Genomic DNA, 25758 nt, shown 5'->3' with positions numbered 1-25758 from the left:
CTAATGACTCCTGATCTAACATTGCATCCACGCCGCCTCTTCATTTTCAGAATCAGTGGCAATTGTGCCTCAGGTGGGTCAATTTTAAATTACCGTTAGTGGGTCAGTTTTACATTGCCGGTGACATAACAGCTCCGTAGTAAGGCTTGAATTGATTATTCGCGTTTTTTTGCTCATAAACCTGAATCAACTTTCTAATTTCAACCTTCGTTCTTGATCCAGCTTTGTTATTTAACTGCGTTTGTACAGCCTGTAAAACGCTTTTCCTATTTGCCCTTAATCGATAGTAATTAAGGTTTAAAACTGAATTAAGCTCTATATTAAAATCAACATCAGATGACGAAATCCTTCCATCACTAGAATACCTAACAATGTTAGAAACCGAGTGTTGTCTATCAGCAGGAGAATAAGACAAATCTAAATTGCCTTTTTTTGTGTCACAAGTTTGGTTGTTAGGGCTAGTACCTTCATTCCCATTACAACAGCCTAAAAGGTTTTGGTATGAAAGCTGTAAATTAGAGTTTCTCTGCTGACAAGCCCAATGTTCAACTTTCATATTTATAAAATTGATTCTGTTCATGCAGTAGGCGCATGTGTGCCCTTGCTCTAGCAACAAATGGTTGCGAATATCATCCTTAACATTAGTAAAATTTGGACCATCGTATACGGCATCTGGAAGCTGTCGATATATTGTCAAAGAAGCGGGTTCACCTCCCTTGTTAATATCATACATAGCCCTATTCTTCCCAATTAGCCAAATCTATATCCACTTTAGCGCTTACAAGCTCAGGTATTTCACCATTGATTTGTCTCTCTAACTCATCAATTAAACTTTGAGCTTTAACATACAAACCTTCTGCAATCAGACTATGTATTTGATTCAGCTCTTCTTCAACTTTATCATTTCTCGTAAGCTGTTTATTTATAGAGCTATCAGCCATTATTTCATTAAGTATGTCGTTACTACTTAATCCATATGATTGAGATGGTTGAAAATACTCTATATTGTTATTTTCATTCCTTTTCATCACTACGACTTGTCCATATTTGACTTCACTAACTATCTGAGGAGAGTGGGTTGTGACAATAAACTGGCAATTTTTAAATGCTTTTGTTAAGCCTTTAATTACATTTCTTTGCCATTCTGGATGAAGATGGAGATCAATCTCATCAATAAGAATAATACCATTACCATCTAAGGGATTAGGAAGAGAAGGGTTTAATATAATTAGCCTGCGAGCTATATCTAATACCAAAGCTAGCAGTGTTTTTTCGCCCTGCGATAATTGCAAAACATTTAATTTCTGCTGATTTTTTTCAACAGTAAGTGATAGGTAAGGTTGAACTTGAATTTCTAAACCGCTATAGCCCGGCATGAATAATGGTATAACATTATCTAGAATAGCTTTAGTTTCTTGAATATATTTACTGCTTTTTGTCTCTGAACGCTTAGCTCTTAACTTTACTAACTTTAGAATATCTTCATCTGATAAACCTGAGTTCTCTATATTAGCAATCTCTTTCAAAAAATCAGTATCCTTTTTAACCTTTTGGTGTTTCTCTATATCGTCTAGTCGTTTGTACCATCTAAAGAAATTTTTGAAGTCTACTTTGCCTTTTAACGAATCTGAAAGTCCTTCAAATTGATCGCTTTCTCTTAGTGAGGCAGTTTCATCAAAAGATGAGAAATCTTTATTGTTGATATCTAAAGCCCTTTCAACATTAAAGTAAGCTAATAAAGGTAAGTTGACTTTTTCATCAATCAACTTAGCTTTTTTATACATATTCCCAATCTTAGTTACTTCTTTTATATGGCTTTTCTTACTTGTATCAACCCCATCTTTCACGTGCACGAGTTCAAAATCAGCTGAGACATTTTTGTTTAACTTAAACTTTGTAATAATTGAGGAAAAACCAGCCTTAGAGCCTAAAGTTAAATCTAAATCTGCAATTGATTCTCCACTTCCACCATTCTTAGTCATTCGGTTGTGTAACCAAGTGAGGTTATAGTATATAGCATCAAGTAAAGTACTTTTTCCTCCTCCGTTGCTACCTACGATAACTGTTAAGCTTCTATCGGGAATTTTCAAATTAAAACTATCGAAAGCACGAAAATTCTGAAGCCCAACAAAATCTATTTCTAACTTTTGATTTTTGAATATTTCATAAGCTGCCTGTAAATAATCTTCAGCTTTGTCTACATCCTTTGCAACGTAAGTTCCATTTGAATAGTATTCATACAATTGATAATTAGAATCGAACACTCCATTTTTAGCGTTTCTTTCTAACTTTTTAATACTCGAAAATTTAGTTTCAATCCTAGTCATTTTCAGCTCTCATATTTAGAACACTATTTACGACATTTTCACTATACTTTAATTTCATTCTTTCGATGAATTCAGGCTCAATACTGATTGAAAAGGCTAAAAGTCCCTGAAGATATAAAGCATCATCTTGTCCTATTGTACCAATCCTATATTGATGTATAAGTGAGGAAATCATCCGCTTTCTTGCTCTTCCTATAGATAATTTATTCTCTGACGAAATTGTCACTCCGGTAACATGACGATTATGTTTCTTCGATGAATATACTGTTTTCAAGTCATTAATTGTTATTGAGTCTTTATAAATATCACGCAGTATATTTTTTACAACATTGGGAACTCCGAACAATAGGCCTTTTTGATTAGTAGAAAATGTAATGTCATCTGCATATCTGGAATAGTTGATATTATAGCTGCTGCAAAATTTATTAATCTCGCAATCGAAATCGAACAAAACAAAATTAGAAATTAATGGAGAACTAGGTGCTCCAACACTTAGTACCAATTTTCCACCATCCGATTTCGTTTTATTCCAAAATAAAATATTAGTTAATAAGCGCTGTTCTGCCCGAGACCAGTGTATATGATTTTTTTCACATATTAGAAATAACACGGAGGGCGTAATACTATTGAAAAAATTACTAAAATCCATTTTCAATAAATACTTTGAGTTTATGTGCTTTTGAGCGTTATCCTTTATACTCAACCCTTTTTTATATGCAAACGCACTGTCATGTGAACGGAATGTTGAGGATAAAATATTTACCAATTCTCTTTGAATGTTTTTTAGCTTTTTTGAGGGATGAGCAATTACCCTTTGTCCAGAGCTTCTTTTTGGGATGGTATAAACTTTATATTTTTTAGGAGCACTATCAGAGAACCGAGTAAGTGACGATCTTGATATCGATAACTTATCAGTTAACTCCTTATATAATTTTACCTTCATTATGCCCCTATAAAAGTCAAATAAAAATGGCCCAATAAGAATCAGGCCATTTCTTACCCCATACTAAAGGAAGCGCTAATAAAATTACGCAACCTTGAAACGAGGGACGAGTTGAAAGGTTGCGTAATTTTATTAGCGCAACCGAAAAACTTCCCAATAAATTTGAGTCTGGCTTACCGCCCGACTAGACAAAAATGTCCAAACGCTAAAGGGAAGTTACCAATTCTACTTTACCTTTCACAATGCCACAACCATGCTTTTGATTTACCCTCGACTCCAATTTTCCAAATTCCAAATAGACTTGCCAGATGTCCAGACATGGACGTCTGGACAAGGCGAATTGCTTTACATGGATGTTACCTTTCGCCGCTCTGGCATAGGAGTCTATTTTTAATTTGAATAGAAAATTGGCCGGAGCGCGGCCTCTTTTGCTTACTTTTCTTGGCTGTTGAAGAAAAGTAAGTCGGACCGCAGGGATGCGGTTTGAAACCCCGCAATGGATTGCGGTGAACGAAGTGAATAATATTTGTCTGCAAAGCCCATGCTTTGTGGCTCAGCCATAAAAAAAGCGAGCCTAAGCTCGCTTTATCAAAACAACAATCAATCTTCCATATAAGTCTCAATGCTCGGACAAGAACAAATAAGGTTACGATCTCCATATACATCATCGATGCGGTTAACACTTGGCCAGAATTTGTTTCTAGCCACTGACGGCACTGGATAGGCGGCGGTTTGCCTGTCGTAGCTGCGGTTCCAGTCGCTGTCGCAGATGTCGTCGATTGTGTGTGGTGCGTTGTGTAATGGGTTGTCGATTGCGTCCCATTCACCACTTTCCACTTTAGCCATTTCAGCACGTATGCAGATCATTGCTTCAATGAAGCGGTCTAGTTCTGCTTTTGCTTCTGATTCGGTTGGTTCTATCATCAGCGTTCCGGCTACTGGGAAGCTCATGGTAGGCGCGTGGAAACCATAGTCATTTAGTCGTTTTGCCACATCCATTTCCGTTACACCTGAGGTTTCCTTCACTGGACGTAAGTCGATAATACATTCGTGGGCTACACGGTTGTTTCGACCTTTGTAAAGCACGGGGTAATGGCCCTCGAGTTTCTGTGCTACGTAGTTGGCATTCAACATGGCGACTTCGGTGGCCTTTTTAAGACCTTCACTGCCCATCATTTTGATGTACATATAGCTAATTGGCAGAATTGAGGCACTTCCCCAAGGCGCAGCTGAAACAGCGCCGTTACCTGCGGTGGTATTGCCCGTATCAACAACTTGGTGATTCGGTAAGAAAGGGGCTAGGTGGGCTTTTACGCCGATTGGTCCCATACCCGGGCCACCGCCTCCGTGTGGAATACAGAATGTTTTGTGCAAGTTCAGGTGAGATACATCGCCACCGATCAAACCAGGTGAGGTCACCCCAACCTGTGCGTTCATGTTAGCGCCATCCATGTAAACTTGTCCGCCAAATTGGTGCACTATGTCACACATCTCTTTGATGGTTTCTTCGTAAACACCGTGAGTAGACGGGTACGTAATCATCGCACAAGACAGATTTTCAGCCACTTCTTCGGCTTTTTTACGTAAATCTGCTAAATCAACGTTACCGTTCTTATCACAGTTAACCACAACCACTTTCAAACTCACCATTTGTGCTGATGCAGGGTTAGTACCATGGGCGGAACTTGGAATTAAACATACGTTTCTGTGCCCTTCCCCGCGGCTTTCATGGTAGTTTTTAATTGCAATTAAGCCTGCATACTCGCCTTGGGCACCTGAGTTAGGTTGCATCGACATGGCATCGTAACCGGTGATGTTGATCAGCCAATCACTTAGCTCGTCAATCATATGTTTATACCCTTGTGCCTGCTCAATTGGCGCAAACGGGTGCAGTTTGCCAAATTCTGGCCAAGTGACGGGGATCATCTCTGCCGTGGCATTGAGTTTCATGGTACAAGAACCTAGGCTAATCATTGAATGATTCAAAGCTAAATCTTTGTCTTCTAAAGATTTAATATAGCGCAGCATTTCTGTTTCAGAGTGATATGAATTAAACACTGGGTTACTTAGAATTTCATCGGTGCGCAATAAATCTGAGGGTAGCGATTTCGAACCTTGAGTGGTAATTTCTGCATCCATCATTTCAATATCGAAACCGTGGGTTTCACCGCAGAATAAGTCGATAAGGGCTTTCAAGTCGTGACGGGTAGTGGTTTCATCAACGGAAATACCCACTAAGTTATCCGCCAAATCGGCACGTAAATTCATGCCAGCTTCTGCAGCACGAGCAACCAATGCATCTTTGTCATCCACCAACACAGTAATGGTATCGAACCAGGTGTTGTGCTTCAGACTATAGCCATAGCGTGTTAGAGCTGCAGCCAATAAGTCTGCAAAACGATTAATTCGAGTGGCGATAGTTTTTAGGCCTTGAGGACCATGATAAACCGCATAAAAAGATGCCATATTTGCTAGTAATACCTGAGCGGTACAAATGTTGGAGTTAGCTTTTTCACGGCGAATATGTTGTTCACGGGTTTGCAGTGCCATGCGCAGTGCGGGACGGCCACGCGTGTCTTTAGACACACCAATTATTCGACCAGGTAACGAGCGTTTATAGGCATCTCGGGTGGCGAAAAAGGCGGCATGTGGACCACCGTAACCCATAGGAACCCCAAAACGTTGCGCGGAACCTAAAACTACATCGGCTCCCATTTCTCCAGGAGATTTTAACAACACAAGGCTCATAATATCGGCAGCAACAGAAACTATGGCTTTATTTTCATGTAATGCACTTATGATATCGGTAAGATCTTTCACTTCACCTGTGGTACCAGGATATTGCAACAAGGCACCAAATATATCGTGACAAGCCGCTTCTGATTCTTTGCCAACTATTACATCAAAACCAAACATTTCCGCACGAGTTTTTATGACATCTAATGTTTGCGGATGCACATCGTCGGCAACAAAAAAGCTATTAGCTTTACGGTTTTTAGACACACGCTTAGCTAGCCCCATGGCTTCAGCTGCAGCGGTTGCTTCATCCAGTAACGAAGCAGAGGCCAGTTCGAGCCCAGTTAAATCAATTGTCACTTGTTGATAATTTAATAGCGCTTCTAATCGGCCTTGGGCAATTTCTGGCTGGTAAGGTGTGTAGGCCGTATACCAACCTGGATTTTCCAAAACATTTCGTAAAATCACATTTGGTGTAATGGTGTCGCTATATCCCATACCAATAAAACTGCGATTAATCTGATTCTTACCGGCAATTTCCTTAAGTTCTTGTAACGCTTGAACTTCGGTTATGCTGTCGCCGATTTTTAAAGACTCTGGCAAACGGATCCCCGCGGGTACAGTCTGCTTCATTAAGTCGTCTAATGATTCAGCGCCAACAAATTCGAGCATTTCTGCCATTTCGCTTTCGCTTGGGCCAATATGGCGCCTAACAAAATCTTCAGTTTGTTCTAGCTGAGAGAGTGAAAACGGGGTTTTAGCCATGAATGATTGCCTTTATTTTGAACAATGAGATACCGGAAATAGAAATGCAAAAGCTATCTATATGCATATGAATTCAAGAAATGTTTTGATATCAATATCAAATACTCGCCACCTGAAATTTTAAACAGACAGGTGGGAGCATTTACTTGATTACCAATATTAGTCTTCGTCGATACTGTTTTCGTAACCTTCAGCATCTAATAAAGATTCCACCTCAGCAGGATCTTCAGCTTCAATTCGGAATAACCAACCATCGCCAAACGCGTCGCTGTTTACCATCTCAGGTGTATTTTCCAAATCTTCATTAATCGCGACGATTGTGCCAGTAATTGGTGCATATACGTCTGAGGCAGCTTTAACTGATTCAGCCACAGCTACATCATCGCCCGCGGCTACCGCGTCGCCAACTTCTGGCAATTCAACAAATACCATATCACCCAAAAGTTCTTGGGCATGTTCAGTAATCCCGACGGTGAATGTGCCATCACCTTCAGGTCTAACCCATTCGTGAGTTGATGCATAACGTAATTCTGATGGAATGTTGCTCATAATCGTTCCTAAATATTGGTTTTTATAATATTACTTAATCGAAATTTCACTTTAGGTGTAGCTTTATCACTTGTTAAAGAACGCTTTTTCCGTTCCTAACAAAGCTAGGTTTAACAATACTAACTGTTACCCATTTTTTACGCATTTCTACTTCTGCAGTTGCATCTTTAGTGGCTGGAATTCTAGCCATTGCGATACTGTGACCTAGTGTAGGGGAAAATGTTCCAGAGGTAATCACGCCTTCACCTTCTGACACTTTGACTTTTTGACCGGTGCGTAAAACACCTTTATCGGTCATCACTAAGCCCACTAACTTTTGGGTTCCTTCGGCTTTTTGCGCTTCCAGAGCCTTACGGCCCATAAAATCACGATCAGCGGGCTCCCAAGTTACTGTCCAAGCCATATTTGCGGCTAACGGAGAGATAGTTTCATCCATGTCTTGGCCATACAAATTCATGCCTGCTTCTAAGCGCAACGTATCGCGAGCACCTAAACCACATGGTGCAACGCCAGCTTCAATTAAACGTTGCCAGAAATCACCTGCCATATCGTTAGGCACCATAATTTCATAACCAGCTTCACCGGTATAACCGGTTGTAGCGATAAATAAGTCTTCTGCTTGCACACCGAAGAAAGGCTTCATACCCGCAACGGCTTCTTTTTGCGCGTCAGAAAATAAGGTAGCGGCTTTATTTTTCGCGTTAGGACCTTGCACAGCAATCATGGCATAGTCAGGAATTTCAGTAATAGTGACGTCAAAACCGCTTGCCACGCTGTTTAACCAGTCCATATCTTTTTCACGAGTCGCAGAGTTCACCACTAAACGGTAGTTGGTTTCATCGAAGTGATAAACAATTAAATCATCAACCACGCCACCATCTTCATTAAGCATTCCACTGTAAAGTGCTTTGCCTTTTTCAGTTAATTTAGCGACATCATTAGCCAAAAGTTTGCGTAAATAACCTTTTGCTTCGCTACCTTTCACGTCCACAATCGTCATATGAGAAACGTCAAACATGCCAGCATCGTTTCTAACCGCATGATGTTCTTCTATTTGTGATCCGTAATTAATTGGCATTTCCCAGCCATGGAAATCCACCATTTTGGCGCCAGCTTCAATATGCTTTGGGTGCAGCACAGTTTTATTGGTCATTTACGTTTACCTAATTTAGTCACTTTGGAATAGCAGTATAGAAATCACTCGGCTCTGGGACAAATTGATAATTCAAATGCTTACATTAACTTTTTAAATGTATTAAATTACTTAAATTAGTAATCTAAATGAACTTTTAACCTAAGAATGACCTATGCGACAACTTTCCTTAGACAATTTGCGTACCTTTGTGACTGTAGTGGAGCTGGGAGGCTTTGCCAAAGCCGGCGACATGCTAGGCCGTTCTCAGCCGGCCATTAGTTTGCAAATAAAGAAATTAGAAGAACAGCTTGGACGCCGCCTGTTTGACAAAATAGGTCAACGCCAGTTAGTTAACCAAGATGGACAGGCACTGTTACAACAAGCAAGAGCCATGTTAGGCATTAACGACGACATTTTTAGGCAATTTGAACAATCGTCCTTGCGAGGCCGTTTACGACTTGGCATTCCTAGCGAGTTTGCCACAACGTTGCTACCCAGTATCATCGGAGAATTCAGTAAACAATATCCAGACGTAGCTCTAGAAGTCACCTCAGAGCTAAGCCGGAGTTTACTCAATGATAAAAATCACCGTGATTTCGACTTAGTCTTAGCCCTAGTGCATCCGGATCAGCAAACTGAAGGGGAAGTGGTTTTAGAAGACGAGTTGATTTGGGTGGGAGATGCAAATAAAGCCATAACTGCAAATAAAGTGGCGCTGGTTTTGGCACCAGATGGCTGTGTTTATCGCTCCCGAGTGATTGAGAAGCTTAAACAACAAACCACCAGCTGGCGGATCACCTACACCAATGCCGATCTTTACGGGTTAATAGCAGCGATACAGCAAGGTTTAGGCATTACGGCCTTAGCGCGTTCGAGTTTACCCAGCACCTTACAAGAAATTAGCCATAAATCGTTGCCACAGTTGGGAAAAATCAAAATATGTCTATTCAACCTCGACACCCAACACCCACAAATTAGTCGCGCCCTAGCCGATTTCATCATGGCACGTTTGAAGTCGTAACCGGCCCCGCACAAAAAAACATGGCCTGAAAACCCTATGGCCTAAAGACCATGCTACAAGGATTGGTCCTCCTGTAGGCGGTGGCTTTAGCCCCGCGCAAAAAAACATGGTCTGAGCCCCCATGGCTAAAGACCATGCTACAGGGGTTGGTTCTCCTGTAGGCGGTGGCTTTAGCCCCGCGCAAAAAACCATGGCCTGAGCCCCCATGGCCTAAAGACCATGCTACAAGGGTTGGCTCTCCTGTAGGCGGTGGCTTTAGCCCCGCGCAAAACACCATGACCTAGACCCTATGACCTGAAACCTCATGGCCTAAAGACCATGCTACAAGGGTTGTAATTTAAACGCTGTGAAGCAATGCTAAATCGACTTTAATATATACAAACAGGCTTTTTATCGGCAAACTTAATCTTGTTATTCTAAAAACTAAAAATCAAAGCCGTAAAATGGACTTATTCTATGAACACTAATCCGCACACAAAAACCAATAATTTTTTTATCCGAAATACATTTTTCATTATTTTATTGAGTGTATTTTCGGGGTTAAGTAACGCCCAACAAATGGGGGGGAACAGCTCTGACTCAGCTTTTGTAGAAGCTTCAACTCAAATTGGAGTAGCCTTTGCTGGCGCCCTTAATGATCAAGACATTGACAGCTTGGGTGAGATGACCGACGTGAAACACCTAGGTCAAATTGTGGGCAAAACCCTGTTTTCTAAACCAAGAGAAGTCAATGATTTTGTGCGAGGATTTTCGGGAGAAAACACACGAAAAACCTTAATTAATAATTTATTTATGCAGTTTTTTATTGAGGAATCCAACTCTAAATTTGTACGCATGCTTGAAGAGCAAGGCGCACAACGCCCCCTTATCCGAATCGACTACGCAACGGGTGGGCACGAATACCTTATTTTGTTTATCAATGACGATAACAAAGTATTTGATTTCCATATCGCCAGTAAAGGAACTGAGTTCAGTGATTCCTTAACCCAAGCCACCGCCTTAATGATATCTACTGATGATTCTTTTTTTGGCAAGATGTTTGGAAAAGAAAAAGTCAATGAGGAAGTGATGAGCCAATTCCAACGCATTGGTAGTTTACGCCAGTCGGGTCAATTTGTAGAAGCCTATAAATTGCTGCTCAGTATGCCTGAAGAGATGAAAAAACAACGGGTAATCATCGATACAGGTATTGGCCTTGCACAAAATATCAATGATGAAGAATATTTAGCCCAGCTTAGCATGTTAGACAAATACTATGGCCATTTACCGTCTACCCAATTCATGCTGCTAGATTATTATGTGATGACTGAGAATAACATCAAAACAATTCGCGCCATGGAGAACGTGATAAAACGTTTCGGTATGGATGGTGCCCTTGGTGAGCTCACCGCAAATTTATATTATAACGTTGGTAATTTGAGCGAAGCGCTTAAATACGCTTACCTGGGAGTCAATGCCGAGCCGAGTTTCGAACCTCCTTATTGGACATTATTAACAATCTATAATGAACAACAAAATTATCAGGGCGTTGCCGATACCTTAGATCTCATTAGTGAGCGATTGTATTACGAATTTACCCCTGAGAGTTTGGGAAGCGAACCTGCGTTTGCCGGTTTTTTAGCCTCAGATGCATACAAGCTATGGTTACAAAATTAATCACAAAAATCGTTAAGAGGTAATGTGAAATCACTCAACATCTGAGTTTAAGCTGGCATTAAGTTTTGCCAGCTTAGGTAAATTTCCGTCGATACCAACAGCGTGTTTAATCAAGTCATTTTTTAACGGCGACAAGTTATTTGTCGCCGTTAAACCGATATCTCGAATCAACTTTTTCAAGGGATTAGCGCCATTAAAAAGCCGTTTAAAACTTTCCATTACGGCTATCATTTGTAATGCCTCAGATTTCCGCCAGCGCTCAAACCCGCGCAAGTTTTCAGTTAAGCCTATATCTTTGTGTTGTTGATGTAATTCAATAATCACTTCGGCCAAAGCCGCAGCGTCGGCAATGCCTAAATTCGCCCCCTGCCCAGCTAGTGGGTGGATGGTATGAGCTGCATCGCCAATTAACACCATACGATCACTTACCCATTTCCGACAATAACGCATTTTTAGCGGATAACTGGCTCGTTTACTGACAAGTTTCCCTTGCCCTAAACGCATGTCACTGCAAGCACTCAAAGCACTATTAAAGGATTTTTCATCCATTTTTAGCAAAGACTCTGCTTTTTCTACCCGTTGAGACCAAACAATTGAGCACAGGTTTTTCTCAAATAAAGGTAACAAGGCAAGAGGCCCATCTGGGGTAAAGACTTGGCGCGCAACATTGTTGTGAGGTAGTTCAGTTTCAATGGTGGCGACTATCGCTATTTGATCATAATCCCAAAACGTTAGGGGTAAGTTTGCCACCTTACGCACTAACGAATTTGCGCCATCCGCACCTACCACGAGCTTGCTACTTAGGTGATTACCATTTTCCAGGCTAATGAAACTTTCTGACTGACCAATGGAGATATTGGCTATTTTGGCATTGTCGGCGATGTCTACGTTTGGCGCGTTTTTTAGTTGTTGCAGCAAACCTAAACGAATAGCCTGATTTTCAATAATACTTCCTAAACGTGTTTGCTGAATATCAGATGCCGAGAAGTCAATTTTAGCAAAACTGTCTTGCTCCCAAACATGCATATGCTGATAAGGCTGCAGCCGCTGGTTTTGGATATTGTCCCAAGCACCTAAATTGCTAAAGATGTTCTGACTCGCCAGATTAATGGCACTTACGCGTAATTCCGGCTCATCACTCAGGGGCTGTGCTGCTGGCTCAGAATCGATAATTACTACATTTAAATCAGTGTTTTGCAACGACAATGCGGCGGTTAAACCTATGATACCCGCACCAACAATAGCCACATCATAATTTTGCATTGAAATTTCCTGAAATGCCGTGAAAGCCCATGGCATGGTGAGCTAAAATGTGTTTTAACCTTGGCTGACTGTCTATCATACCAAGGGCCAAATTACGTCCTAAAACCAGCGGTGGATACAGATTAGAAAAAGTATGAACCAATAAGTCTGTTGCGCCAATTAAACGACTTTGATCATTTTTTCGATTTTGTTGATAGCGTTGTAACCCTTGATAGCTACCTATATCCGAGGTTTTATCGGAGGACGAGGTAGACAGTACCACTTGCATCAGTTCATGCACATCTCTTAGCCCCAAATTTAACCCCTGGCCTGCAATGGGATGCAAGGTTTGGCAAGCGTTTCCCAATAATGCCGTGCGATGATGAATATGTTGTTGAGCTTTGCTTTGTACTAGCGGGAAGGCACTGCGACTCCCCACCGCTTTCAATTTGCCTAATCGATAACCAAACTCATCCTGCAAGCGCGCAATGAAATCTTCATCACTTAACGCCAATATCGCTTCACATTGCGCTGAAGATAGCGTCCAGACTAACGAACTACGAAAAGAATCAGGCTGTTGCGTTGGGGGCTTTAACGGCAATAACGCCAGTGGACCATCTGCAGTGAAACGCTCGAAAGCGGTGTTGTTATGGTCGTTATATAGCGCCACATTGGCCACTATTGCAGATTGTCCATAATCTTTAAGCTGAACGTCAATACCCGATTTTTCGCGGGTTGGGGAGCTTCCACCTTCCGCAATTGCCAATAACGCGGCTCTCAATCGTTGTTTATCACTTAACTCGACTTCCACATATTCCGCAGACTTGTGTAGGTGCTCAATGGATTGACCATAAAAGAAGGTGACTTGTTGTGGGTGTCTACGTATCTCGCTTTGTAATAATTCAATTAATACGGGCAATTCGATGACCTGCCCTAAGGCATCCAACTGGTAATCTTGCGCATGTAAACTAGCTCTGCCTAAATGCCCTTTGTCTGACACATGGATGTGGGAAATGGGACAGCCAAATTCCGACAACCCGGTTACACCCAATGAGCTTAACAGTTGAGTAGATTGGGCGGAGAGTGCCACGCTACGTAAATCCAAATAGGAAAAATCACCATCACTTTGCTGTTCCACATCAGGACCTTCATTGGCTTCTATAACGGCAACTTTAAGCTGGCTTTGTTGCACAATTCCTAAAGCCAAGGTGAGCCCGACGGCTCCACCACCTGCGATCACCAAATCAAATGATTCTTCACCTTTGTTCATTATTGTTAATTCGCCATCAAACTTTCTATATCTGCAATGGTTTTGGGAACTCTGTCGGTTAACACTCTATAGCCACCTTCAGTGATCACAATATTGTCTTCAATACGAATACCAATGCCTTTCCATTTAGGATCAACCTCAGCGGTTGCAGAAACATACAGACCAGGCTCAACAGTTAACACCATACCGGGTTCAAACTCCCGATCTGCACCAGCAACTTTATAATTGCCCACGTCATGCACATCTAGCCCTAGCCAGTGTCCAAGACCATGCATGAAAAACTGACGATAATGTTGTTGCTCAATATTGTCTTCTAGTTCACCACTCAATAACCCCAACTCAATTAATCCGGCCGTCAGCACTTCAATCGCTTTATCAGAAGCGGCCTTAAAGGTACTGCCAGGTTTAAACAAAGCAAAAGAGGCTAATTGCGCATCTAATACCAGTTGATATAAGGCTTTTTGCGGCTCGGTGAAGCGTCCGTTTACGGGAAATGTGCGGGTAATATCGGCGGCATAGCCCTGCAGTTCAGCACCGGCGTCGATGAGCACTAAGGTATTGTCTTGAAGTTCACAATTGTTTTCGGTGTAATGCAGTATACAAGCATTTTCGCCACTCCCCACAATGGTAGAATAGGCGGGAGATTTCGCTCCTTGCATCGCAAAATGGTGATGAATGGTCGCTTCTAAGTGAAACTCATTTTTCCCCACTTCGCTGAATTTCATTGCGGCAACATGGGCATCAGCAGAAATATTAGCGGCTTGAGCCATAATCGAAAGTTCGAAATCAGATTTGAACAAACGCATTTCATGTAGCAAAGTGCGGATATCGAATTCGCAACTAGGTGCAATTTTCGATTGTTTGGGCGCATTTCGCAGTTTGCTCAGCACGTCATCTATTAACACATCGCTAGGACCATGATGACCGCGGGCAAAATACAAATTTTCATGGCCATTGATATAACTTACTAATCCCACATCGATATCATCTATGGGGTGGGCAATATCCACGGCATAATCTTCAGGTGCGGCTTCTACACCAATCCGCCTACCCTGCCAAATTTCTGCTAATTCATCTTTAGGTAAACAAAACAATGCGCTGAACACATCCCCCATTAACGGGCTATTGCTTATGACTAAATACCCGTCTGGCTCAGGGAACGCGGATAAATAATGAAAATCGCTATCTTGGCGAAAAGGAAACTCCGTATCATTGCTGCGGGTTAGCAAATTAGCGGCAGGTATCACGGCAATGCTGTTTGGCCGCATTTTGTCACGTAAAATTTGTCGACGTTTAGTGCATTCTTTGATGAGTTCTGATGACATTAATGTACCGTCTTAGGTTCAGTTTGTGCTTGGTCGGCCGAGTGGCCTAATTCATTGAAACATAACATGCAAGACACTCGCACATACTCAATAACTTCGAACAACGCTTTTTCTGCTTCCTCGTCTTCTGGCATAGTTTCATCCATACGAGAAATTTCATAGAAATCTTCCAACGCTTCTTTTACATCGGCAGAACACGCCGTTAAATCAGCCTGATGAAAACCAAATCCCAACATAAAACCTTGAATCCAATTAATTAACGCTTTGCCTCTTTCGTTGATCGGGGCTGAGTCATCGGGCATACACAAGGTTAAGGTAAAATCGGTTTCCAATAATTGCTGGCAGGTATCATTATAAAGTGCGGTTAATTGCACTTGAACCTCATTGGGTAAACTGTCACCTTGATTGATTGAATCATTTAGTGCAGCTGACCAGTCCTGACTTTCTAATGCCATACCGCCGGCCAACATACCGCAAAAAATGCCATGTACTTCAGATGCATCAGTGAGAATATTGTGTTGCTCTAATAAGGTAGACAACTCTTCATATTTTAAATGCGTTGGATTCAATTCGGTTTCCTTTATTTTCATTCATACCCATTTCAATAAACAAGAGGTACAAGATAGGGATTCCAGATCGTATCACTACCAAAGGTGCCTGCCTAGAGCGGATGCCCCATAAGTAACGCATTGTTCTTTTCGGCTCTGCTGGCAATATTAAAATAGCGTGATTTAGTCCAGTTTATAAGCAACTAGAAAGGAATTACCAGTTTTCGATTTTATTTTCGCGCCGCTATGGTAAAATTCGATATCTCCTGGGATGTTTGCCAGTTCAGTTTTGTCCCTGGCCGATGCTAATTAACCTGGAAATTGATTCCACTACTATTGTGCAAGCTTGGCTAGTATCAAGAAGCCTACGGTAGTGATGATGTTTCCGCCCTGAACTTTCGGTTCACGGGCCCACACCGAACAGCGGCATTTTGGGAGAATCCAATTTTATAGGGCGATGTGTCAACTTATTTGACACATCGCCTTTTCAATCCTCTCCGTAAATCTCCAACCATTTGATTATAATGGAAATAAATCTTTTCGGTTCATAAATTGCAGGTTAATATGTTATTGCTGCATGAATGAAAAAAGGCACACTAAATAGCCGTAAAGTGCATATGTACTTTACGCATTATTCAAACATACATATGCGGCATATGAGCACAACGGAGTTAACCTGTTCAATAGGGTTAGCAGCACTGAGTGATGCAGGCATCCCAGTGTAAATCATCACTGAATAGTGAACACCAATTTAAAAAGATATCAATTAAATGAAACTGCCCTCAACTGAACAACAGGCAATTTATGATGCTTGCCCGGAATTTTTTGATGATTTATCCCCCCAAATTGAATGGAAGTGGGATGACCATTTTGGTTGTCTTCTGGCTGAGTTTTCAGTGGATCATGCCCAACAGGTTTACGCCATTGCGAAAAAACACTTCCCCCACACTTGGAACAAAAAACAACTAAAAAAAGCAGACCCATACCTCAAGCATCGCGCGGGCTTTTTCGGTATTCTAGAGAAAAAACAAGAGCTATTCAGTAAAGATGACAATGGTCAACAAGAGATAATGTTATCTTGGTGGCCCTGGGGGCATGGTGCAACGGTTTCAGTTCGCGTGTTTCAGGTGAATCAACAACCCTACGAAAAACCACAAGGTTTTTTCGATAAAATAGCAGGTATTTTTGGTCGATAGTCCGTTAATCGATTTGAGTTATAAATGACATCAAACTATGCGAAAGATTAAAAAACATGACGTTCTATGAAAAAGTTGACCAAATGGTCAAGTTAAACTGTTCTTTTTAGCGCAAACTTGTGGTACAAACTCACTTCTTAGTTATTTCTTCGTGTTAAATTGGAATTTATATGGCTGTTATTAATTTTGGGTCAATCAATATTGATCATGTTTATCAGGTCGAGCATTTTGTTCAACCCGGTGAAACTTTGTCCTCCACAGATTATCAACAATTATTGGGAGGCAAAGGAGCTAACCAGTCAATCGCTTTAGCTAAAGCGGGTTCCGATGTTCAACATGTGGGTAAAATTAACGAACATGACGCCCACTTTAAACAAGCAATGATTAAAGCTGGGGTTGATTGTAAATATGTTCAATGTACAGACTCCCCTACAGGTCATGCCATCATTCAAGTGGCCTCTTCCGGTGAAAACGCCATTGTGCTGTTTGGCGGCGCAAATTTAGAAATAGACAATAAAGACGTACTCAGAGCATTAGATGATGCCGATGAATCAGCTTGGGTACTCACTCAAAATGAAACCAGTTCTATAGACGTCGTATTTCAAGAAGCAAAAAAGTTAGGCTTAAAGGTTGCTTTTAACCCAGCGCCAATGACAGAGTCAGTAAAACAATTACCTAGTGATTGTATTGATCTGTTAATTGTTAATGAAGTGGAAGCGGCTGAAATAGCAGGCATAAACGACATTGACCAAATAGAAGCGTACTTTCGCAATCACTGGTCTCATGCGGAAGTACTAATCACCTTAGGCAAGCAAGGTGTGCGTTTCGTATTAGCTGAAGAAACCATTGATGTTCCGGCATTTTCGGTTGAAACAGTCGATACTACAGCGGCTGGCGATACCTTTATTGGTTATTTTTTAGCAGCTTACAGCCGCCGTAACAAGCCCAAAGAAGCTTTAGTTCGGGCATGTGCTGCGTCAGCTATAGCAGTTACTCGTAATGGCGCTGCCCAATCTATTCCAAGTATTGAAGAGGTCGATCTTTTCCTCAGTCAACATCAAGCTTAACCACAATTTATCATTAAAGAGAACGATTATATGGCTCATAAAATAATTCTCGATACCGATCCAGGTATTGATGACGCAATGGCAATATTTTTTGCCTTCCAATCTCCTGATATCGAAGTATTAGGTTTGACCACGGTTTTCGGTAACGTTCCTGTTACTATGTCGGCTCAAAACGCCCTCACCTTGTGTGAACTGGCGGGTCAAGATATTCCCGTCACTAAAGGCGTTGGTATGCCTTGGGTGGGGCCTGAGTCAGGATACGCGCATTTTGTGCATGGTGAAGATGGTTTTGGTAACATCGATTTCCCGCCTTCAAAACGCGAACTCGACCCCCGTAGTTCAGCTCAATACATTGTAGACATGGCCCGCAAACACCCTGGTGAAATTACCTTGGTTGCCATTGGCCCCTTAGGAAACCTAGCCTTAGCATTGCGCTTGGAACCGGAATTACCTGATTTAGTAAAAGGCGTGGTCATTATGGGTGGTGCTGCCTTCGTGAAAGGGAACGTGACACCTGTAGCTGAAGCGAATATATGGAATGACGCCCATGCAGCAGAAATTGTATTTGCTGCGTCCTGGGATCTGAAAATGTTCGGTTTAGACGTTACCAATGACGTTCCTTTCACCTTAGATTTTCTCGATGAACTTGAAGCAAAAAATCCGAAATTCGGGGGGTTTGTTAAAAAATCTTCGCAGTTTTATGTGGATTTTTACTCCCAAGATAGAGACGACCGTGTTTGTTTCTTCCACGATGCAATGCCCCTTGCTTATTTAGTCGACCCTAGTTTGTTTGAGTTTACTCGTGGCCATGCAAGAGTTTCAACGGATCCATTAAACCGAGGACAAACCACGGTCGCGCCAGAAGGCAGTACGGCAAGTCCACTATGGTTGGAAGCACAGCAAATTGATGCTGCAACCAAAGTTGACCATGAGCGGCTTCGCAAACTATACGTTGACACTTACTCCTACTAATCTGTAGGTTTTAATCTCAATGGTGTAACCATAAAGTTGTCGAAGATGGTGATCAGTATTACCATCTTCGATAATGTTTAAAATCAAAGCTACATTTATGGTGAATGATCTTGGTTAACCTGTGTTGCTCAAAGGTGTTGCCACATTGTTAGAAAGTAAAACTCAGTTGCGCAAAAAGTATCGACAAGCGCGTCGTAACTTAACCCCACAACAACAAACCCAAGCCAGTCGTCAGGCTTTGCAAACGGTGCTTAACAACAAATTACTAGAAGACGCCGAGCATATTGCCCTTTACCTTAGTCAAGACGGTGAGTTATCTTGTCGGGATATCATTAATTGGTGCTGGCAGCAGGGCAAAAAAACCTATTTACCGGTTTTAGATCCTCAGCGTGAAAATTTTTTAGTTTTTGTGGAATACCACGCCAATACCCAAATGCAAACCAATCGGTTTAACATTCCAGAGCCTGTTTTGTCACTGTCAAAGACAGAGACATTGCCTCAACTCCATTGCATATTTTTGCCCTTAGTCGCTTTTGATGAGTCTGGCAATAGATTAGGCATGGGTGGCGGGTTTTATGATAGAACCTTGGCGCAGATTCTCTGCTCCCCATTAAAACCACAACTCTACGGTTACGCTCACGATTGTCAGCAAGCACCTAACCTCACCACTGAAAGTTGGGATATTCCAGTGCATAAAATAGTCACCCCCAGTCGAGTTATTTCCATCTAATTATCACCTAACTCAAGCTTTCCTTTGCAACAGTGTTGCTAGCCGCGCGGGAACTAAGTGCGTTATACTCTGCGCGAATTTAAAGAATGTGTTTAACATTGTCCATTGAAAGGATCACCCATGACGCAAGATGAAAAAAAACGAGCCGCCGGCGAAGCTGCGGTCAAATTTGTAACTGACGACAGTATTATTGGTGTGGGCACAGGTTCAACTGTTCACTATTTTATCAGTGCGCTGGAGAGCGTGAAGAATAAAATTAAAGGCGCGGTGTCCAGTTCAGATGATTCAACGGCAAAATTAAAAGCCATGGGCATCGAAGTATTCGACCTTAATTCAGTAGATAAATTTGATATTTATGTTGATGGGGCTGATGAAATCACCAAACATAAACATATGATCAAAGGTGGTGGTGCCGCACTAACCAGAGAAAAAATTGTCGCTGCTGTGGCCAACAAATTCGTTTGTATCATTGACGATAGTAAACAAGTACCGGTTTTAGGAGGCTTCCCTCTACCCGTTGAAGTCATTCCCATGGCGCGTTCCTATGTAGCTCGAGAATTAGTCAAACTAGGTGGCGATCCGGAATACCGTCAAGGTGTAATTACCGATAACGGTAATGTCATTCTCGATGTACACAACCTCAAAATTCTTAACCCAGTAGAATTGGAAAAACAAATTAATCAAATTGCTGGTGTGGTCACCAATGGTCTGTTTGCCATGCGCGCAGCAGATACAGTTTTAGTTGCCACAGACAGCGAGGTAATTGAGATTGATTAGATGAAATTAATATAACAGGCTCTTTCTTATTTGAAAAAGTTCTGGTATTTTTCCACTTTCAAATAGACGTCCAGATGTCTCTCAAATCTGATGTCTTTCACTAATTATGTACGGGAACATTAATGAGCAAAGTATCACTGCCCAAAGAAAAAATTAAGATATTGTTGCTAGAGGGTCTACACCAAAGTTCAGTGGAAACCCTTGAAGCCAATGGCTATACCAATATTGAATATATCAAGACGTCTTTATCGGAAGAAAAGTTGATTGAAAAGATCGCTGATGTTCACTTTATTGGTATTCGTTCGCGTACACAATTAACCGCTAATGTTATAGATGCAGCGAAAAAACTGGTCGCAGTTGGCTGTTTTTGTATTGGCACTAACCAAGTAGACCTTAAAGCGACGCAAAAACGTGGAATACCGGTATTCAATGCCCCCTTCTCCAATACACGTTCGGTTGCAGAATTGGCTCTTGGTCAAATAATTTTATTACTTCGTGGTGTGCCAAGTAAGAATGCTAAAGCCCACCGTGGTGTATGGGAGAAAAGTGCCGTAGGCTCCTACGAAGCGCGCGGAAAAACGTTAGGGATTATTGGTTACGGTCACATTGGTACACAACTCAGTATCTTGGCTGAGCATTTAGGTATGCGCGTCCAATTCTTTGATATTGAAGATAAACTAGTGTTAGGTAATTCAACTCAAGTTAAAACCCTTGAAGAGCTACTCAGTACATCAGATGTGGTTTCCTTGCATGTACCAGAAACAGCGCAAACTCAGAATATGATAGGTAAAAAAGAGTTAGCGATGATGAAAGATGGCGCTATTCTAATGAATGCCGCCAGAGGAACCGTAATTGACATTGATGCACTTACTCAAGCTATGGAATCTGGCAAGCTAAATGGGGCTGCGATTGACGTATTCCCGGTCGAACCTAAATCAAATGACGAAGAATTTATTTCGCCGTTAAGACAGTTTGACAATGTAATTCTCACTCCTCATGTTGGCGGAAGCACCCAAGAAGCACAACAAAATATTGGCTTTGAGGTTGCGGGCAAGTTGGTTAAATACAGTGATAATGGCTCGACACTTTCAGCGGTTAACTTCCCTGAGGTATCCTTACCAGAGCATATAGATCGCTCTCGTTTGTTGCATATTCACGTTAATGCGCCTGGGGTGTTAACACAAATTAACCAAGCGTTTGCAGCTCATAACATCAATATTGCTGCACAATATCTGCAAACTAACGAAAATATTGGTTATGTGGTGATTGATGTTGAAACGGATGATGCAAAAGAAGCATTCGAACAACTGACGCAAATTGACGGCACCATTAAAACCCGTATTTTACACTAAGGAAATAACGCTGCCTCATACCACTATGAGGGCGAGTTTGGGTCAAGAGTAATTGCAGTCTCTTGGCCCAAACGCAACTTTACACCCCCCTCTTACGAAACTCATTCCCCATTGATCCATATTTCATTAAATTTACTAATAAACTAGCGCGAAATGTATTTCGCGGTGTTATACCTCTATTGAGAGATCCAGCTGTTAATTAAAATGTAACTAGCGTCATTTAAGGGTATATTATTAGGAAATTAATTCGTTAAAAAGTCGTTCTACTGCATATGCTTTTAGTGCTTTTGGAAATTGAGAATGAAGTTTATTAAAAAGATATTTTGGTTAGGTTCAGCATTTGTTTGTATCAACGCCCAAGCAATTCCGGTTACCTTTGATGTTATCAGCAATCAGGATACACCTGTTTTTCAAACGGTGGTTTACTTAGAACCCGATGGTGAAGTTGAAATTGCTGAAAGTAAAAAGCAAGTGGCTGTTATGGATCAAGTTGATCGCCAATTTATGCCACATATCTTAGCGGTGCAAAAGGGTAATAAGGTCGTATTTCCAAACTCTGACTCCATCAAACATCATGTCTATTCCTTTTCTCCTGCTAAACAGTTTGAGTTGAAGCTGTATAAAGGTTCAGACGCTGAGCCGTTATTATTTGAAAATCAAGGGGAAGTAGAACTAGGCTGTAATGTACATGACTGGATGCTTGCTTATATTTGGGTAGTAGACACGCCTTATTTTGCTAAAACAGACCAAAATGGCAAAGTGACCATTGACGTTCCGTCAGGCAATTACCGGGTTAAAGTTTGGCATCCGAGAATTCAAGACGACTTAGAAGGCTTGACCCAAGAAGTAAGCATTAACGCGCCAACCAATGTGAGTTTTAGGTTAAAACAAAAGCTTCTACAAGATCTCAGCTTTTATGAGCAAGCAGCAGATAAATTAACCGATTATTAGTGCTTCTAGCAACTTGGAACTTTACTCTTGATAGTTAACCATAGTTTTAAAAATAGAATCGTAATTATCTCATTTGTACTTGCTTTGCTGTTGGCTGTGAACGTCATGCCCCCTGCCGCAGCAAATCAGGTTGGCGGCATTGTGCAAGTGTACGTAGCTAATACCGACGATTGGCAATCTTATCAGAATCACGGAACAGGGATCCTTCGTCAAGATGATAATGTAGCAGGAATACAGCAAGCTCTGCTGCATACAAACATCGACGTAACATCAAGTGTGAGCTTAAACGCAGTGGCGCATTATTATCCCGACGGCGAGCAGCAACTGGGATTTTCGCAGTTGTCTATGCAATACAAACCGTTAAGTCCAAATAAGATCAAATTCAAAGCCAGAGGGGGATTCTTTTATCCACGACTTTCCCTGGAAAATGTCGATGATGGTTGGCTATCCCCCTACACCTACACCCAATCAGCGATTAATAGTTGGGTGGGGGAAGAAATGCGCACACTTGGCATGGAGTTTTCAATTTATAGCCCGGGCAGAGCCAGAAGAAGTCCTTGGTCATGGGAAGTAGTTGCAGCAACTTTTAAGGGCAATGATCCCCTAGGTACCATTATAAGTTGGCGTGGGTTTGCTATGCATGACCGACAGTCTCTCAACAACGACAGAGTGAATTTTGCCGCCTACCCCACTGTGATTGATACAGACTTTATATGGCATCCTGACTACGTAGAACCTTTTCATGAACTTGATCAACGTTGGGGGTTTTATACCGGCTTACACTTCCGTTATTTCAATCAAACAAGCCTTCGTTATTATTACTATGACAATCAGGCAGATCCATTAGCGGTAAATAGCCAACGACTTTATGGTTGGCGCACTAAATTCCATTCTTTATCTTTTCAGCACAAATTAAATAACAATACGCGTTTAATAAGCCAATTGATGAGTGGCAGCACGGTGATGGGGTTAAAATATGTTTATGTGGATTTTGATGCCTGGTATCTGATGCTCAGCCATCAGGTATCGCAACACCGGATAAGCGTGCGTTACGACCGATTTATCGTATCCGAAGATGATATTTTTCCCACAGACATGAATAATAGTGATGGCTATGGACTCACGTTGGCCTGGCGTTATGACCTTAATGACAACTGGCAATTGGGCTTAGAACAACACTTCAATAAAAACTCAGCACAAAATAGAGCACAGTTAGATCTGCCGGTAGATGCCAACCAACAACAGACATTATTGGTCGCGCAGTTTCGTTGGTAGCAAGTTTTAGTTAAACATGAAAAAGCCGGCGTAATGAGCCGGCTTTGGACAACTAAGTATGGTTTAGAAGAATGTATAAACCAGAGTAACCGCAGTTTGCGTATCCAGTTTATCAGTGTCATCTGCTGCACCAGAGTTATGATCCAAGGTCACACTAAATTTCATAGATAGAGAACCATTGATCGCAGCCGACAATGAAGTCACAGATTTAGATTTTGTGTTGTCTTCACCGATTTCTGTTGATAGCAATTGTTTAAAGGTTGCTGTATCAGAGATTTTCCATTGGTAATCTAACGCACCACGGACAATTAGCCCTTTCTCCGTTTCACCTGGCACAAGAATTCCAGCGTCATCATAAGTGTCTGCAGTTTTATTATATGAATAACCAGGACCGATACTGTATTCAAATGACGAAGTTTCATCCGCCCACAACTTTTGGTTCCAACCCGCTGCGATTGTAGATTGATAATCATAACTACTAAAACGGTTATCTTCGTATGAAGCGAATCCAAATAAGCGATGATCTGGGTTTTCTAGTTTATAGTTAGCCTGACCAGATGCGAACCAACTTTGAGCGGTAGTTTGCTCAACAGTTTCGTCATCAACGGTTACTTGGTCTTTTTTGTATAACCCTTCAATAATGAAGTCGTTGCTCCACTTTTCCAACTCTTGGTGAGCAGATAATTTACCTTTAACAGAAGTAGTTTCAGTATTACCAGAGGTGACGATTAAGCCAAACTCGCCATCCATGGTAAAAGGTTTAGTTTCTTCTGCGCTAACATTTGCTGACATTGCGCAAAATATAACTGAACATAAAACTGATTTTTTCATTCGACTTTCCTGATTTTAATTAGAATTAAAACAGCTGATATTATTATTGTTTTACTGAATATTGTTTGAAACATTTCAAACCACCAATGTAGTAAACACAAAGTGTACCAAGTTGCTGATTTATGATTATTTTTTAGTCAATCAATTTAAAAAAACTGATATACCAATGTGACTGAAGTTTGAGTATCTAATGGCTCATCCAACTCTTGAGGTGAACGGTTATGGGTCATATTAAACGACAACTTCATAGCCAAAGATCCGTTTATCTTTGCCGCTAAAGACGTTTCTGAAAAAGACCGAGAAAACTCTTCGTCGGTTTCAGTGCTCAAATATTGCCTAAACGTAGCCTTATCATTAAATTTTTTCTCGTACTCCATTGCCGCGCGGATTATAACACCAGTTTGATCCAACACATCAGTATTTTCTTTAGCAATGGATTTTGCATAACCGGGGCCGACACTGTAGGTAAATTCACTCTCTTCATCTGACCATAACTGTTCGGTGTAGCCTACAGCCAAGGCAGCTTGGTATTGATAGGAATTAAAACGATCGTCTTCATATTCACCATAGATAAAAAGACGGTTACTGGGGTTTCTGAGTTTATAATCGGATTGCATTGAAACAAACACATTTTGAGCACTAGTCACCAGTTGACTATTGGAATCAATGACTTGCTCATTTTGTTTGTACAGCACTTTGGCTACATACCTATGATGCCACTTCAGTAGATCCTGTTTAGCATTTAACTTACCGGTAACAGTTGTACCCGTCGTATTCCCACTGGCATAAATAACCCCAAGCTCACCATTCATTTCAAAAGAATCTTGATGCTCAGCAGTTGCATCACCGTGAAATGGGGCATCAGCAAGGAAAAGCGCCCGTATTACATCTGTACGTGCACTGCTAGAAAAGCTTATGAAAAGGAATAAAGTGGCGCAAATTAGCTTCATATAAACCAGCGTAAATTAAATTTAGTTCTATTTTTGCGACATTGTATATAATAATGTAACAATATGCAGCACCAAAATAGACTAAAAATCAATCAAATAGTTCCTCGATACCACTAATTTATTGGAAAAGTTTGCGTGTC

The 25758-nt window shown here is 41.3% G+C and carries 23 protein-coding genes and 1 other RNA gene; 11 read left to right on the top strand and 13 right to left on the bottom strand.

Translation table 11 applies throughout. From position 1 onward, the window contains the following. Positions 1-109 precede the first annotated feature (109 nt). The 7 genes from ACYVIL_RS18505 to gcvT form a co-directional block, all read right to left on the bottom strand. Positions 110-733 (bottom strand): retron system putative HNH endonuclease, encoded by a 624-nt coding sequence (locus ACYVIL_RS18505; protein WP_460314056.1) that lies wholly within the window; start codon positions 731-733, stop codon positions 110-112. 4 nt (positions 734-737) lie between these two features. Beyond that, positions 738-2327 (bottom strand): AAA family ATPase, encoded by a 1590-nt coding sequence (locus ACYVIL_RS18500; protein WP_460314054.1) that lies wholly within the window; start codon positions 2325-2327, stop codon positions 738-740. Then, entirely contained in the window at positions 2320-3270 is a 951-nt protein-coding gene (locus ACYVIL_RS18495) for a retron St85 family RNA-directed DNA polymerase (protein WP_460314052.1), read from the bottom strand. The genes ACYVIL_RS18500 and ACYVIL_RS18495 overlap by 8 nt, the downstream gene beginning before the upstream one ends. A gap of 432 nt (positions 3271-3702) precedes the next feature. Further along, positions 3703-3831, bottom strand: coding sequence for a hypothetical protein (locus ACYVIL_RS18490; RefSeq protein WP_460314050.1), 129 nt, complete (start codon positions 3829-3831; stop codon positions 3703-3705). A gap of 39 nt (positions 3832-3870) precedes the next feature. Beyond that, positions 3871-6771, bottom strand: coding sequence for an aminomethyl-transferring glycine dehydrogenase (gene gcvP / locus ACYVIL_RS18485; RefSeq protein ID WP_460314048.1), 2901 nt, complete (start codon positions 6769-6771; stop codon positions 3871-3873). Between the two features lie 159 nt (positions 6772-6930). Continuing rightward, on the bottom strand, positions 6931-7320 hold the full coding sequence (gene gcvH, locus ACYVIL_RS18480) for a glycine cleavage system protein GcvH (protein WP_303475655.1): 390 nt from the start codon (positions 7318-7320) through the stop codon (positions 6931-6933). A gap of 73 nt (positions 7321-7393) precedes the next feature. Beyond that, positions 7394-8473 (bottom strand): glycine cleavage system aminomethyltransferase GcvT, encoded by a 1080-nt coding sequence (gene gcvT / locus ACYVIL_RS18475; RefSeq protein ID WP_303475656.1) that lies wholly within the window; start codon positions 8471-8473, stop codon positions 7394-7396. Between the two features lie 154 nt (positions 8474-8627). Here gcvT and ACYVIL_RS18470 point away from each other — a divergent pair, with 154 nt between their 5' ends. Together ACYVIL_RS18470 and ACYVIL_RS18465 are read left to right on the top strand one after the other, a co-directional pair. Next, positions 8628-9476: a LysR family transcriptional regulator gene (locus ACYVIL_RS18470; RefSeq protein ID WP_460314045.1), complete on the top strand. Its 849-nt coding sequence runs from the start codon at positions 8628-8630 to the stop codon at positions 9474-9476. A 456-nt stretch (positions 9477-9932) separates the two neighbouring features. Next, positions 9933-11132, top strand: a complete 1200-nt coding sequence (locus ACYVIL_RS18465; protein WP_460314043.1) for a tetratricopeptide repeat protein — start codon at positions 9933-9935, stop codon at positions 11130-11132. Between the two features lie 30 nt (positions 11133-11162). On the opposite strand, the gene ACYVIL_RS18460 is transcribed toward ACYVIL_RS18465, so the two are convergent. From ACYVIL_RS18460 to ACYVIL_RS18445, 4 genes are read right to left on the bottom strand one after another with little or no spacing between them, the layout of a single operon-like run. Next, a complete protein-coding gene (locus tag ACYVIL_RS18460) occupies positions 11163-12395 on the bottom strand; it encodes an FAD-dependent monooxygenase (protein ID WP_460314041.1) in 1233 nt (410 codons plus the stop codon). Then, a complete protein-coding gene (gene ubiH / locus ACYVIL_RS18455; protein ID WP_460314039.1) occupies positions 12382-13644 on the bottom strand; it encodes a 2-octaprenyl-6-methoxyphenyl hydroxylase in 1263 nt (420 codons plus the stop codon). Before ubiH ends, ACYVIL_RS18460 begins: the two co-directional genes overlap by 14 nt. Positions 13645-13649: 5 nt before the next feature. Further along, positions 13650-14969 (bottom strand): Xaa-Pro aminopeptidase, encoded by a 1320-nt coding sequence (gene pepP / locus ACYVIL_RS18450; RefSeq protein WP_303475667.1) that lies wholly within the window; start codon positions 14967-14969, stop codon positions 13650-13652. Then, entirely contained in the window at positions 14969-15538 is a 570-nt protein-coding gene (locus ACYVIL_RS18445) for a UPF0149 family protein (RefSeq protein ID WP_460314037.1), read from the bottom strand. The genes pepP and ACYVIL_RS18445 overlap by 1 nt, the downstream gene beginning before the upstream one ends. A 239-nt stretch (positions 15539-15777) precedes the next feature. Here ACYVIL_RS18445 and ssrS point away from each other — a divergent pair. From ssrS to ACYVIL_RS18400, 9 genes are all read left to right on the top strand, one after another. After that, a non-coding RNA gene (gene ssrS / locus ACYVIL_RS18440) (6S RNA) lies at positions 15778-15959 on the top strand. Between the two features lie 328 nt (positions 15960-16287). After that, entirely contained in the window at positions 16288-16713 is a 426-nt protein-coding gene (locus ACYVIL_RS18435) for a hypothetical protein (RefSeq protein WP_303475671.1), read from the top strand. A 170-nt stretch (positions 16714-16883) separates the two neighbouring features. Beyond that, complete coding sequence (locus ACYVIL_RS18430; protein ID WP_303475673.1) at positions 16884-17780, top strand: ribokinase; 897 nt, start codon at positions 16884-16886, stop codon at positions 17778-17780. 30 nt (positions 17781-17810) lie between these two features. Next, positions 17811-18752 carry a nucleoside hydrolase gene (locus tag ACYVIL_RS18425; protein WP_303475675.1) on the top strand — a complete coding sequence of 314 codons (942 nt, stop codon included), beginning with the start codon at positions 17811-17813 and terminating at the stop codon, positions 18750-18752. 145 nt (positions 18753-18897) lie between these two features. Then, positions 18898-19482: a 5-formyltetrahydrofolate cyclo-ligase gene (locus tag ACYVIL_RS18420; protein ID WP_460314034.1), complete on the top strand. Its 585-nt coding sequence runs from the start codon at positions 18898-18900 to the stop codon at positions 19480-19482. A gap of 120 nt (positions 19483-19602) precedes the next feature. Beyond that, positions 19603-20259 carry a ribose-5-phosphate isomerase RpiA gene (gene rpiA / locus ACYVIL_RS18415; protein ID WP_460314032.1) on the top strand — a complete coding sequence of 219 codons (657 nt, stop codon included), beginning with the start codon at positions 19603-19605 and terminating at the stop codon, positions 20257-20259. A 122-nt stretch (positions 20260-20381) separates the two neighbouring features. Next, positions 20382-21611, top strand: a complete 1230-nt coding sequence (serA, locus tag ACYVIL_RS18410; RefSeq protein ID WP_303475683.1) for a phosphoglycerate dehydrogenase — start codon at positions 20382-20384, stop codon at positions 21609-21611. 300 nt (positions 21612-21911) lie between these two features. Beyond that, the gene (locus tag ACYVIL_RS18405) at positions 21912-22562 is read left to right on the top strand and encodes a methylamine utilization protein (RefSeq protein ID WP_460314029.1); all 651 of its coding nucleotides are present in this window, start codon (positions 21912-21914) and stop codon (positions 22560-22562) included. A gap of 105 nt (positions 22563-22667) precedes the next feature. Next, the gene (locus ACYVIL_RS18400) at positions 22668-23837 is read left to right on the top strand and encodes a hypothetical protein (RefSeq protein ID WP_460314060.1); all 1170 of its coding nucleotides are present in this window, start codon (positions 22668-22670) and stop codon (positions 23835-23837) included. A 63-nt stretch (positions 23838-23900) separates the two neighbouring features. On the opposite strand, the gene ACYVIL_RS18395 is transcribed toward ACYVIL_RS18400, so the two are convergent. Both ACYVIL_RS18395 and ACYVIL_RS18390 read right to left on the bottom strand, forming a co-directional pair. Further along, the gene (locus tag ACYVIL_RS18395) at positions 23901-24668 is read right to left on the bottom strand and encodes a DUF481 domain-containing protein (protein ID WP_303475688.1); all 768 of its coding nucleotides are present in this window, start codon (positions 24666-24668) and stop codon (positions 23901-23903) included. Between the two features lie 146 nt (positions 24669-24814). Continuing rightward, positions 24815-25618 carry a DUF481 domain-containing protein gene (locus ACYVIL_RS18390; RefSeq protein ID WP_460314027.1) on the bottom strand — a complete coding sequence of 268 codons (804 nt, stop codon included), beginning with the start codon at positions 25616-25618 and terminating at the stop codon, positions 24815-24817. Between the last annotated feature and the right edge of the window lie 140 nt (positions 25619-25758).

Source organism: Aliiglaciecola aliphaticivorans, assembly GCF_054782055.1.
This window is presented reverse-complemented; position numbering and strand designations above follow the sequence as displayed.